Raw genomic sequence first — 12,336 nt, forward strand, 5'->3', positions numbered from 1 at the left:
TATGACTAAAAATGTTAAAGTAATAAATGAAATAAAAAAATTTTTAAAAGTGTTTCAAGAAAAATATATAAAAAATGATTTGAATAATATTGAAGAGTTCATTAAAGAATTTTTTATTGATGACGATAATACAAGTCTTTTAGGAGTAGGAGAAAAAAGTTGGTATTTTGGATTATCTCAGATAGAAAGTGCAATTAGAATTTATTGGAGTGATAAAAATAGTTATTTAAAGAATATTGATTTAGATATAGAAAACTCTGTGATAAATGCAGAAGAAAATGTAGCTTGCATAGCAATTAGTGGAAAAAGTTTAAATAACATCAGTGAAGAAAAAGCTTCAAATATTATGATTGATAGGTTATCAAATATATTAAATGCAAGAGAAATATCAAAAGCTGATTTAGTTCAATTTTCAGATCAAATATCAAGAAGTTTATATGATATAAGTTTAGGTGAAGAATATGTATTTCCTTTTAGAACAACATTTATTACAGTTAAAGATAATTCTAAATGGAAGATAAAACACATGAAAATTTCATTTGGAGGAGCAAGAGAAGATTTAATAATTGATGATGCAAGCATTGAGGATGAGTTTAAAATACTTCCAATAAAAAATAAAGAAGATAAAGAAGTAAATGAAATTGAGAAAGTATTAGAAATTTTACAAGAGAGTTATGACAAAAGGGATGCATCACTTGTTGACTATTATGGTGAAAAATTATTTCATCATGATGAGAATGTGTATATATTTGGAACCGATAATGGAGAAAATTTTCATGGGTTTGAAGAAAGTAAGGAATTATTAGAATGTGACTGGAAATATTGGGGGGATTTTAATGTAAACAAAGAAAATGCATATATTTCAGTTTTAGGGGATATGGCTGTTGTTATTTCAAAGGCATTTATAAAATTTAAGTTTTTAGAAAAAACCGTTTGTACTTGGCCAAAATCTAACTTTGAATATTTTATACGAGAGAATAAAAAGCAAAAAGAGTTATTACAAAATATGTTATTTTCAATAAATATGTCATTAAACTGTCTAGAATCTTATAATGAAAACTCAATTTGTCCTATGAGATTTTTCGGTGTATTAGTAAAAAAGAAAGGTAAATGGAAATTTAATCACATGCATTTTTCAGATATAGTTGAAGAGCTTCCAAGTGAAAGAATTATTAAATAATATATTGACTTAAAAAATATAATTATTAAAAAGGTGAAAAGTTATGAGCGATAAAGAATTTAGTAGTTATAAAATAAGTGAGTTAGAAGAAAAAGTAAAATAATTTTAATATTTTTAGAAAAGTTCTTTCACAGTCAGGCTCTTATTGGTATAAAGAAGAGTATTTGACTAAAGAGTATAAGCTGATAGATAAGTTACCATTAAAGTTTTATCTAAATGCTGGAGTATTAGAAGATAGACCTTATGACACTGAGCCCATAATGATGGAAGTTATAAATAATATAAAAGATGTATTAGTAAAAAAAGGTTATGATGTGAAATATGAAAATTTTTACTCAGGTCATGACTATTTAAGTTGGGGTGAAACATTGGCAAATGGTCTTATAGCACTTATAGGCAAGGAGAGTGTATAAAGAAAAATATAGCTATTAAAATTTTATAGCTGTGTTTTTCTTAATTGTAATATAGGAATGTTATATATATTTAATTGTAAATAGTAGAATTTATAAATTATAAAAGAATTAAATTTAGGAGGATGTTATGAGATTTGAAGATTTTGAATATAAAAGGGTGGATATAGAAGAAGCTAAAAGAAAAATTTTTAAGTTAATAGAGGATTTTAGCAATAGTGATTCTTATGAAAATCAATGTTTTGTAATAGATGAAATTAATGAAATTAGAAATGAATTTATATCTATGAAAGTTATTTGTGAATTAAGAAAATATTTAGGCATAAATAAAGAGTTTTATAGTAAAGAAATGGAGTACTATGCAGATGCTGAACCTATTATGGATGGATTAATTTGCGAATATTATAAGGCTTTAGATAGTTCGAAATTTAAAAAAATGCTCAAGTGTAGATATGGGAATCAACTTTTTGATTTGGCAAAAATGAAAATGAGATGTGTTTCTGATGAAATAATAGAAGAATTACAACAGGAGAAAAAATTAATACTAGAATATGTTGAAATGGTGCAGTCTTTTAATAAAAAATTTCAAGGAAAAATTCTTGGAAGATGGGATAGAGAGCTTATGAAGCACAAACAGAAATATATATAGAGCATGAAAAAGAAATGCAAGAATTATTTGATAGGTTCGTAAAAGTAAGACATAAAATGGCTTTAAAGATGGGATATGAAAATTTTGTTGATATGGGATATGCTCGTATGAATAGAATTGGTTATGATAAGGAAATGGTAGCTAAGTTCAGAAAGCAGATATTAGAGTATATTGTACCATTAAATAAAGAACTTATAGAAAGACAGGCTAAAAGGCTTGGAATAGAGAAAATAAAATATTATGATGAACCAGTACATTTCTTAAGTGGTAATGCAAAGCTCATAGGTGATATTAATTCAATTATAAAGAAGACATCAAAAATGTATGAGGAATTATCGCCAGAAACAAGTAAGTTTTTTAAATATTTGGTGGAAAGAAACCTTTGGGATATTGAAAAAAGAGAAGGAAAAGAGTCAGGTGGTTTTTGTGAGTATATACCTAAATATAAGGCACCTTTTATATTTTCTGTATGCCAAGGAACTATAGAAGATTTTAATACATTTATCCATGAAGTTGGACATGGATTCCAAAAATATTTATGTAGAAATGAGAAAATGCCAGAGTATTATGGTGCACCTGAAGATGTTGCAGAAATATGTTCTATGAGCATGGAATTTTTAATAGAACCATGGATAGATGAATTTTTTGATAAAGATATAGAAAAATATAAGTTTTACCACATGGTTACTCAATTATATTTATTAACTTATATTTCTATAGTAGATGAGTTTCAACATTTTGTATATGAAAAACCAGAGGCTACATATGAAGAACGTAATAAAATTTGGAGAAAGCTCGAGATGAAGTATATTCCATATAGAGATTATGGGAAAAATGATTTTTTAAATAAAGGTGGATACTGGCTAAGACAAGCTCATATTTTTGTAGATCCATTTTACTATATTGATTATGGATTGGCACAAATAGTTGCGTTTAATTTTTGGTGCAAATCTAAATTAAATAACAAAGAAGCTTGGAATGACTACATGAAAGTATGTGAAGCTGGGGGAAGTAAATCATTTTCAGAAATTATTAAATTAGGAAATCTAAAAAATCCCTTTGAAGAAGAAAGTATAAAATATGTTATAAAGTGTATAAGGAAATGGATACTTGATATAGAAGAAAAGTTAATATGATATATAAGGCGGTGAGTGTACATGACATATTCAAAAGAAATATTTAAATATGATTTAGAAGAATGATATACCATTGAAAGAGCAGAAAATCAAGTGTTTTCTAAATATTATAAAATTTATTAAATAAATAATTCATTTGAAAAAAGTTATGATAATGTTTGTTCAATAAAACTTGTATATGATAAACATACTAAAAATTTAGTAGGGATTTGTTATATATTTATTTAGAAAGAGTGGCCATTAATTTATCAAATTGCTGTGAAACCAGGTTACTCAGGTAGAGGAATTGGTACCAATATGATAAAGAAAGCACTTACTATGTTAAATGAAGAATATTTAGCTATTAGATTGTATGTAGATATAGGGAATAAGGCAGAAGATTTATACTATAAACTAGGCTTTTTAAAGGGAAGCGAATTGATTAATATGAAGCTAGTAGAAAATTTGATTGGAGAATAATGATATGAATTTTGAATTTGTTCCAATGAACTTAGAGTATGCAAAGGAAATAATTAATAATTGGAATTATGAAGGTAAATATAATATATATAGTTATGTTAACGAAAAAGAATTTTTATTAGATAAAGAAACGTGGGGATTAGGAAGGTTTGCAGTTTTAAATGAAAAAAATGATATTATAGGTGAGTTAACAATAGAATTTTTTAGAGAAAATAGTGAAGATGAAGAAGATGAGGGGTATGTTAAACATGAAATTGTAAAAAACACTCCTGAAGAAAAATATGAAATGTGGGTTGGTTGGGGATTAAAACCAGAACTTTGTGGAATAGGATTAGGAAAAAAGTTTGTTGATGCATGTGTAAAGTTTGCATTAAAAGAATATGATTACAATGGGGAATACGTTAGATGTGGCGTTGCTGAATTTAATAAAAGAGCAATAAAGGTTTACGAAAGATCAGGGTTTAAAGTCTTTAATACATCAGTAGGAGAAATAGAGAAAAATGAATATAGGATTTTAAGTATGAGAAAAAAGATTAATATGGAATAAGAAAGGAAACACTATTATTTTTTGTTTTAATATAAAAGTGTCTTATAGGGTTTAAATTTGATATTTAAAATTAGATACTTCTAAACATATTTCAGTGACGTCCTGTATAGGCAGTCGCGAAACCCGTCCTTGGGTTTCAATCCTAAAAATGTTAAAAAACCTCATAAGAATTTCTAAGTTACAACTAAAAATCATATTTGAAACCCTATATATGCAAATATTAAATCATGGATAATATGATTTTTATAAATTATAAAAGAATTAAATTTAGGAGAATGTTATGAGATTTGAAGATTTTAAATATAAAAGGGTGGATATAGAAGAAGCTAAAAGAAAAGTTCTTAAGTTAATAGAGGATTTTAGAAATAGTGATTGTTATGAAAATCAATGTTTTGTAATAAATGAAATTAATGAAATTAGAAATGAATTTATATCTATGAAAGTTATTTGTGAATTAAGAAAATGTTTAGGCGTAGATAATGAGTTTTATAGTAAAGAAATGGAGTATTATGCAGATGCTGAACCTATTATGGATGGATTAATTTGCGAATATTATAAGGCTTTAGATAGTTCGAAATTTAAAAAAATGCTCAAGTGTAGATATGGGAATCAACTTTTTGATTTGGCAAAAATGAAAATGAGATGTGTTTCTGATGAAATAATAGAAGAATTACAAGAAGAAAATAAGATTATGGTTGATTATTTTGAGCTATTTAACAAATTAAAAAGTAGAAAAAAATTTGATGGAAAATTTATTGGAATATGTGAGTTTAATGAGTATATAAACTCTGATTTAAGAGAGATAAGAAAAAGTGGATATGAAGCTCAAACAGAAATATATATAGAAAATGAAAATGAGATACAAAATCTGTTTGATAAACTTGTAAAAGTAAGAAATAAAATGGCTTTAAAAATGGGATATGAAAATTTTATTGAAATGGGATATGCACGTATGAAAAGAGTGGGTTATGATAAAAATATGGTGTCTAACTTTAGAAAACAAATATTGAAGTATGTTGTTCCATTAAATAAAGAACTTGCAAAGCATCAGGGGAAAAGAATTGGTGTAGATAAATTAAAATATTATGATGAGATTATACAATTTAAAAATGGAAATGCTCGATTAAATATAAAAGAAAAAGATATTATAAAAAAATTACAAAAGGTGTATGAAGAAATATCAGATGAAACGAGAAAGTTTTTTAACTATGTAGTTAAAAATAATCTTATTGACATTGAAAACCGAGAAAATAAGGAATGTTTTGCATTTTGTGAGTATATTTTTAGATATAAATCTCCCTTCGTATTTCTAGTGTATAACGGAGTTACAGAGGATTTTAATTCAATTATTCATGAGTTGGGGCATGCATTTCAATTATATTTATGTAGAGATTATGATATACCGGAATATATAATTCCATCTGAAGATGTAGCAGAAATTCATTCCATGAGCATGGAATTTTTGACTGAGCCATGGGTAAAGGACTTTTTTGAAGAAGATGCAGAAAAATATAAATTTGAACATATGTGCAATGCATTATTTTTGGTAGCATATATTGCAGCTGTTGATGAATTTCAACATTTTGTATATGAAAAACCAGAGGCTACATATGAAGAGCGAAATAGTTTCTGGAGAGAACTTGAAAAGAAGTACATGCCTTATAGAGACTATGAAGAAAATAGCTTTTTAGATAAGGGTGGATATTGGCTACGACAATCACATATTTTCTGGGGACCCTTTTATTATATTGATTATGGATTGGCACAAATAGTAGCATTTGATTTTTGGCATAAATCTAAATTAAATAGTAAAAAAGCTTGGAATGACTACATGAAAGTATGTGAAGCTGGGGGAAGTAAATCATTTTTAGAAATTATTAAATTAGGAAATCTAAAAAATCCCTTTGAAGAAGAAAGTATAAAATACATTATAAAATGTATAAGGGAATGGATACTTGATATAGAAGAAAAATTAATATGATATATAAGGCGGTGAGTGTACATGACATATTTAAAAGAAATATTTAAATATGATTTAGAAGAAGGATATACCCTTGCAAGAGCAGAAAATCAAGTATTTTCTAAATATTATGGAATTTATTATATAAATAATTCATTTGAAAAAAGTTATGATAATGTTTGTTCAATTATTGATAGAGATGATAACTGTTTTTGGATAATAAAGGATGGTAAAAAAATTGGTGGGGTTATTATTGAACCTAATTATATAGAAGGGTTATTTTTAATTCCACCATGTTTAGATGAAGGCATCATACTAAAAAAGCTTAAAAAGGTTTTAGTTGAGTGGTCAGATATATCTAAACCTATTGAAGCTTCTGTAGTTAATCTACATCAAATTGAATTTTATAAAAGTATAGGATTTGTAAGAGTAGAGAGCGGACGTTGGATGATACGACCAACGGAACTCTTTGATATTACTTGGGAAAATGATTTTTATGTTTGTTCACCTAATAAAGAAAATGAATTGGAAATGGGAAAAGTTTTATATGAGGCATTTGAAAATAATGAAGGATTAAATTTTAATTATAGTTTAGAGGAGTATACTTCATGGGTTAAAGAGTATTTTGATGATAATTTAGGAAAAGGTATTTTAAATAAAGCATCAACACTTGTATATGATAAACATACTAAAGAGTTAGTAGGGCTTTGTTATATATCTATTTGGAAAGAGTGGCCATTAATTTCTCAAATTGCTGTAAAACCAGGCTACTCAGGTAGAGGAATTGGTACCAATATGATAAAGAAAGCACTTACTGTGTTAAATGAAGAATATTCAGCTATTAGATTGTATGTTGATATAGGGAATAATGCAGAAGATTTATACTATAAGCTAGGCTTTTTAAAGGGAAGCGAATTAATTAATATGCAGCTTATATAAGTGATAAAAAGAAGTTGGAGTATTAAGTTTGAAATACTGTTTATTTATAATAGTATATTGAAGATTATTAAAAACAAAAAACGATGTAAACACCGAGTAAATAATGGTAAAACGTTACTTTTTACATTATTACTTGGTGTTTTAAATTTAATTGTGAATTATACCATTTTACCTATTCTTTTATTCCAAATAAAAAGAGATGTTCCTAAACAACACAAAGTAATGATTAAAACAATATATATATTATTAAAATTATATGAGCCTGCCAAAATATAGTATCCAATTTCAGTTGTTTTAAAAAATATATCAAACATTGGCTTAAATAAATATATTGAGGTAAGTATAAAAGTGATACTTCCTAAAAATGTTAAAATAGGCTTTTTTACTATAGTACTTATTAATGAAGTTATACCAAGCAATGATAAATGTATTAAAAATATTATTAAATAATATTTTAAGTTGTATAGTATAGAACCTCCTATTCCTACAGAGGAGGTTAAAATAAAATATTTTGTGGATTTAACCTTTGGCATAAACATATATCCAATTAAAGTTTTTGTTAAATAAACACATAATAAAGTTAATGCATAAGTACTTGCTATAGCTATCCACTTAGATACTAACAGTTTCCACTTTTTTATTGGCCTCAATAATATCATTTTATAAGCTCCTGTATCAAGTTCTAAACTTAAACATTCTGAAAAATATAATGGCAATATAATGAATATTAGAACAACATTAAAATCTAGTAATTGCATGACTGCATAATTAAGATTATCAAGGGGAAGTTCTACGCCTCTTTTTAAAATTACTGTACTGTTTTTCCAATGAACTTGAAGTAACATAAAATTAAAAATTTGAAATAGGATTGAAATCCCAAACAATATTTTAGTACTTTTTCTTTGAAAAATTCTTTCATACTCAGCTAAAATTAATCCTCTCATATAACTTTTCTTCCTTTCTATTCTAAATAATCTTCGCTTATGAATGTTAAATACGATAAAATTTGAAAAAATAAAATAATTATTATCATACTAATTAGAAAAATATTTGTAATTCCAGCAGCAAAACTTGCAGCCCCATTAAATTGAGTATAAATTGTTGATATAGACATATAGCTATCTATATTTGTCTCATTGCAAAAACTAATTATAACTGCCATATAAATAATATTTATAAATAATACACCTATACTGGCTCCTAATGCAGTTGTTATTGTTTTGCACTTTATAGAAAAAAATTGAACAATACTTCCAAATGCTATCAATGTTAAATATGCTAAAAAATAATATTTAATAGTATATAAAGCTACACTACTAAAACTATATAATCCTTCTTTTAAGAATAATGCCGTCTCACTAACTTTAGGCAAAAAAATATTAGCTATAATAATAGCGATAAAAAAGTGAACTATAAGCATTAAAAATATATTTAAAGCTAATACTAAAATTTTAGCTATATACAGCTTTTTTATAGAAATTGCTCTTGAAAAAGCTAACCTTAAATTTCCTTTTCTATATTCTTCATTAAAACTCAATATGAAAAAAATTATTATAATTAGATTAAAGGCAGTTAATAACATTTCCTGAAGACTTGATATATGAAAATTCATATTAGAACTAAATATTACTTCTGTAAAATTTGCATTAGCATTAGTTTCTAATGCAAATTTTAATGATATCAATACGACTATTGGTATACTAATAAAGCAGAGTATATTAATCTTTTTCCACCAAAATTTTCCAAATTCATAAATAAAAATATTCTTAAACATCAAATTCACCTCATAGTTTTTTTACAGATTTATTGCATTGATTCCATAAAAACATCTTCTAATGTTCTAGTATCTCCTATAGAATCTAATAGTGCATTTGATTTACCACTCCACTTTATATCCCCATCTTTTATGAGTATATATTTATTACATATTTTTTGCAGCTCATCTAAATGGTGACTTGATATTAAAAAAGTAATTCCTTTTTCATTCCTAAGTTTTAATATTAAATTTCTTAGCTCTTTCATACCTAAAGGATCAAGTCCATTAGTTGGCTCATCTAGTATTACTATTGATGGATTATTAAGTAATGTTTGAGCAAGTCCTAGTCTTTGCTTCATCCCCAAAGAGTACGTTTTTACCTTATCATCGCCTCTATCATCATCTTTAGTTTTAAGCCCTACAATTTCTAATACCTCTTCTACTTTTTCAAGCTGCTCTTTTCTGGTCATACCATAATTAAGTCTAGATAAATTTTGAAGGTTTTTTCGTCCTGACATATAATCAAAAAATACTGGAATTTCTAAAACAGCACCTATTCCAAATAAAGCTTTTTCTCTATCCTTATTTACATCCACACCATTTACAAATATTTTTCCTTTATCGGGACTAATTAATCCTGTTATCATTTTCATTATTGTGGTTTTACCAGCACCATTAGGCCCTATAAAGCCACAAATATCTGAACTTAAAATTTCAAATGAAGCATTTTTAATTACTCTTCTTTTTTTAAAAGTTTTACTTACATTTTTAATTTCAATTTTTTTATTATCCATTTATTTCAACTCCATATGTTAATATATTTTCACGCCTATATTTAGTTTGTTTTAACTAAATATAGGAAGAATCTATTATTATATAAACAGATGAAAATAAACTTTTTATAAACTTTGACATGTGAAATGAAATAATAAATCAAATTTGCAAAATATATTTCAAATCTATTATTTAATTAAATACAACTAAATAAGTTAAGAGTTTGTACTTGCAATAAACATAGTAAAGATATACCATTATGTATATATTTGGAATAACACTAGTCTAATTTAGATAAGTTATACTTAGAAATTTTATATACTAAAGTTTATTATGTTTAATGTTAAATGTTAATAGATAGAGAATAAGAGGTGATTATTGTTAATGAATAAAAAGATACTCATTATAGATGATAACAAAGAAATTATTTCTTTTATAAAACCTGCGTTAGAATTTGAAGGTTTTGAAGTTGATTTTGCTATAAGAGGATATGAAGCTTTAGAAAAAATAAGGGAAGATTTAGATATAATTTTACTTGATGTAATGCTTCCAGATTTAAATGGGTTTGATATTTGCAAACAAATCAGAAAAAATGTTAATTGTCCCATTATTTTTTTAACTGCTAGAGGACTTGAAGAAGAACGAGTTAAAGGTTTTTTAGTTGGTGGTGATGATTATATAGTAAAACCTTTTTCTTTAAAAGAACTTATTTTAAGAATAAATGTTCATTTTAAAAGAACCTGCAAAAATTTAATAAAAAAAGAAAGAACTAAATTAGATTTTGATAATATATCAGTTAACTTAATATCAAAATCTATTAAACAAAATGAAAATATAATAGATTTTGCTAAAAAAGAATATGAAATTGTTGAACTTTTATGCACCCATCCTGGACAAGTATTTTCTAAAGAGCAAATATTTGAAATTATATGGGGGTATGACAGTGAAAGTGATCTTAACACTGTAACTGAACATATAAAAAGAATAAGAGGTAAATTTAAATTAAATAATATATCTAAAAATTATATAAAGACTGTATGGGGGATAGGATACAAATGGGAGTCTTCAAATACATAAATAAAAAGCTAAAGATAAAAACCCAATTTATATTGTTCTTTATTTTTACTACTATAATATCAATTATTATTTCTAGTATTGTCATTTGTTCAGTGTTATTTATAAGTTATAATAAAAAATTGGCATGTTCAAATGAAATGTATGCAACAAGAAATATAGATAAGATTTTTGATGAGAATTTTAAAATGGAAATAGATAAACAGACAAAGGAAAAAAATTTTAATTATTGGGTACTGTTAAAAAATAAGGATGTTTTATATTCTTCAAATTCTAGTGAGCTACCTGAAGAGGTTTCTATAAAATCTAACAGATATTCTGTAAAAGAGTATAATAAGATTGATAAAAAAACTTATATGATTGTTTTTACTCCATTAATTTTTAATAACGAATTAAAAGGTGGTTTTGTCCAAAAATATTTAAGTAATCCTATTGTAGAAACTACTGTTATTGACAACTTTATTCAAAAAATAGGTTGTGAACTTTTTTTTAGTTTATTTTCTATTATTACAATATTTTTAATTAATATTATAGTCACAGTTAGTTTCTCATTATTATTTTCATCTGGTTTTAATAAAAGCTTTAGAAAATTAATTATAATGAGTGATGAAATTAAAAATGGATGCCTAGATTTTACAACAGATTTGTCTTATGAAAATGAAATAGGTGATGTTTTATTAGCTTTTGAGGAAATGAGATTGGCTTTAGAGGATTCGCTAAAAACACAATGGTTAATGACACAACAAAGAAAGGATATGATTTTAGCTCTTACTCACGATATAAAAACTCCAATAACTATTATACATGGGCATTTGGAATTACTTTCAGGTAATTATACTAATATATCAGATAAAGAAAAAGAGTCATATATTAAAATTTTACTAAACAATGCTGATATAGTAAGAGTACTAATAAATCAGCTGAATGAGGTATGGGATTTAGAAAGACCAAACTTATCTTTGAATATGCAAAATGTGAACGTAGAAGAGTTTATTTCATGTATTAAAGAAAATATTTCTTATCTTTGTGATGAAAAAAAAGTAAATTTTGTAATTTCCCATTCATTCAAAGGTACAGACAGTTGCTTTTTTGATGCATTCAGAATAGAAGAAACTCTTTCAAATATTATATCAAATGCTTTAAAACATACAAAAGAAAATGATGAAATATTGCTTGAAAGTTTTTTAAAAGATAATTCACTCTTATTTAGGGTTTCAGATACTGGTAAAGGTTTTACGAATGAAACAGATATTATTTTTAATAAATTTTATAAAGGCAATGAAGATATAGCCTATAAAAGTAGTTCTGGATTAGGACTTTATATATGCAAACTTATTGTTGAAAAACACAACGGTAAAATTCATGCATATAACAACGCTAATGGTGGTGCAACTGTAGAATTTTTACTACCATTAAAAAATTAGGTGAAATCACTATATAAGAAAGTATGAT

Annotated in this window: 13 protein-coding genes; 10 read left to right on the forward strand and 3 right to left on the reverse strand. The window is 25.6% G+C overall.

The genetic code is table 11. The annotated features are described in order from the left end of the window. The first annotated feature begins 1 nt into the window (after nucleotide 1). The 8 genes from KQI36_RS11370 to KQI36_RS11405 all read left to right on the forward strand — a co-directional run bounded on the left by KQI36_RS11370 (nucleotide 2) and on the right by KQI36_RS11405 (nucleotide 7,280). A complete protein-coding gene (locus tag KQI36_RS11370; protein WP_216450976.1) occupies nucleotides 2-1,180 on the forward strand; it encodes a nuclear transport factor 2 family protein in 1,179 nt (392 codons plus the stop codon). Nucleotides 1,181-1,344: 164 nt separating this feature from the next. Continuing rightward, a complete protein-coding gene (locus tag KQI36_RS11375) occupies nucleotides 1,345-1,593 on the forward strand; it encodes a hypothetical protein (protein ID WP_216450977.1) in 249 nt (82 codons plus the stop codon). 127 nt (nucleotides 1,594-1,720) lie between these two features. Further along, nucleotides 1,721-2,239 (forward strand): gluzincin family metallopeptidase, encoded by a 519-nt coding sequence (locus tag KQI36_RS11380; RefSeq protein WP_216450978.1) that lies wholly within the window; start codon nucleotides 1,721-1,723, stop codon nucleotides 2,237-2,239. 14 nt (nucleotides 2,240-2,253) lie between these two features. Next, entirely contained in the window at nucleotides 2,254-3,375 is a 1,122-nt protein-coding gene (locus tag KQI36_RS11385; RefSeq protein ID WP_216451098.1) for a M3 family oligoendopeptidase, read from the forward strand. A 252-nt stretch (nucleotides 3,376-3,627) separates the two neighbouring features. Next, nucleotides 3,628-3,834 (forward strand): GNAT family N-acetyltransferase, encoded by a 207-nt coding sequence (locus KQI36_RS11390; RefSeq protein WP_268869880.1) that lies wholly within the window; start codon nucleotides 3,628-3,630, stop codon nucleotides 3,832-3,834. Between the two features lie 4 nt (nucleotides 3,835-3,838). Beyond that, the gene (locus tag KQI36_RS11395; protein ID WP_061994364.1) at nucleotides 3,839-4,381 is read left to right on the forward strand and encodes a GNAT family N-acetyltransferase; all 543 of its coding nucleotides are present in this window, start codon (nucleotides 3,839-3,841) and stop codon (nucleotides 4,379-4,381) included. A 280-nt stretch (nucleotides 4,382-4,661) separates the two neighbouring features. Next, nucleotides 4,662-6,362: a M3 family oligoendopeptidase gene (locus tag KQI36_RS11400; protein ID WP_216450979.1), complete on the forward strand. Its 1,701-nt coding sequence runs from the start codon at nucleotides 4,662-4,664 to the stop codon at nucleotides 6,360-6,362. 21 nt (nucleotides 6,363-6,383) lie between these two features. After that, the gene (locus KQI36_RS11405) at nucleotides 6,384-7,280 is read left to right on the forward strand and encodes a GNAT family N-acetyltransferase (RefSeq protein WP_216450980.1); all 897 of its coding nucleotides are present in this window, start codon (nucleotides 6,384-6,386) and stop codon (nucleotides 7,278-7,280) included. 158 nt (nucleotides 7,281-7,438) lie between these two features. On the opposite strand, the gene KQI36_RS11410 is transcribed toward KQI36_RS11405, so the two are convergent. From KQI36_RS11410 to KQI36_RS11420, 3 genes are read right to left on the reverse strand one after another with little or no spacing between them, the layout of a single operon-like run. Further along, entirely contained in the window at nucleotides 7,439-8,224 is a 786-nt protein-coding gene (locus KQI36_RS11410) for a hypothetical protein (protein ID WP_216450981.1), read from the reverse strand. A gap of 17 nt (nucleotides 8,225-8,241) precedes the next feature. Then, the gene (locus tag KQI36_RS11415; RefSeq protein ID WP_216450982.1) at nucleotides 8,242-9,054 is read right to left on the reverse strand and encodes an ABC transporter permease; all 813 of its coding nucleotides are present in this window, start codon (nucleotides 9,052-9,054) and stop codon (nucleotides 8,242-8,244) included. 29 nt (nucleotides 9,055-9,083) lie between these two features. Continuing rightward, the gene (locus KQI36_RS11420) at nucleotides 9,084-9,830 is read right to left on the reverse strand and encodes an ABC transporter ATP-binding protein (protein ID WP_216450983.1); all 747 of its coding nucleotides are present in this window, start codon (nucleotides 9,828-9,830) and stop codon (nucleotides 9,084-9,086) included. A gap of 364 nt (nucleotides 9,831-10,194) precedes the next feature. On the opposite strand from KQI36_RS11420, the gene KQI36_RS11425 reads away from it, so the two are divergent. Next, nucleotides 10,195-10,887 (forward strand): response regulator transcription factor, encoded by a 693-nt coding sequence (locus KQI36_RS11425; protein WP_216450984.1) that lies wholly within the window; start codon nucleotides 10,195-10,197, stop codon nucleotides 10,885-10,887. Continuing rightward, the gene (locus KQI36_RS11430) at nucleotides 10,866-12,308 is read left to right on the forward strand and encodes a HAMP domain-containing sensor histidine kinase (protein ID WP_244991571.1); all 1,443 of its coding nucleotides are present in this window, start codon (nucleotides 10,866-10,868) and stop codon (nucleotides 12,306-12,308) included. The genes KQI36_RS11425 and KQI36_RS11430 overlap by 22 nt, the downstream gene beginning before the upstream one ends. Nucleotides 12,309-12,336: the final 28 nt, after the last annotated feature.

Source organism: Clostridium senegalense, from assembly GCF_018916625.1.
Taxonomy (GTDB): domain Bacteria; phylum Bacillota; class Clostridia; order Clostridiales; family Clostridiaceae; genus Clostridium_J; species Clostridium_J senegalense.

Bases quoted from the DNA above. Each gene is read 5' to 3' on its own strand.
- KQI36_RS11405 (WP_216450980.1), top strand. From the start codon at position 6,384: ATGACATATTTAAAAGAAATATTTAAATATGATTTAGAAGAAGGATAT.
- KQI36_RS11425 (WP_216450984.1), top strand. From the start codon at position 10,195: ATGAATAAAAAGATACTCATTATAGATGATAACAAAGAAATTATTTCT.
- KQI36_RS11395 (WP_061994364.1), top strand. From the start codon at position 3,839: ATGAATTTTGAATTTGTTCCAATGAACTTAGAGTATGCAAAGGAAATA.
- KQI36_RS11420 (WP_216450983.1), bottom strand. From the start codon at position 9,830: ATGGATAATAAAAAAATTGAAATTAAAAATGTAAGTAAAACTTTTAAA.
- KQI36_RS11415 (WP_216450982.1), bottom strand. From the start codon at position 9,054: ATGTTTAAGAATATTTTTATTTATGAATTTGGAAAATTTTGGTGGAAA.
- KQI36_RS11380 (WP_216450978.1), top strand. From the start codon at position 1,721: ATGAGATTTGAAGATTTTGAATATAAAAGGGTGGATATAGAAGAAGCT.
- KQI36_RS11400 (WP_216450979.1), top strand. From the start codon at position 4,662: ATGAGATTTGAAGATTTTAAATATAAAAGGGTGGATATAGAAGAAGCT.
- KQI36_RS11370 (WP_216450976.1), top strand. From the start codon at position 2: ATGACTAAAAATGTTAAAGTAATAAATGAAATAAAAAAATTTTTAAAA.
- KQI36_RS11410 (WP_216450981.1), bottom strand. From the start codon at position 8,224: ATGAGAGGATTAATTTTAGCTGAGTATGAAAGAATTTTTCAAAGAAAA.
- KQI36_RS11385 (WP_216451098.1), top strand. From the start codon at position 2,254: ATGCAAGAATTATTTGATAGGTTCGTAAAAGTAAGACATAAAATGGCT.
- KQI36_RS11430 (WP_244991571.1), top strand. From the start codon at position 10,866: ATGGGAGTCTTCAAATACATAAATAAAAAGCTAAAGATAAAAACCCAA.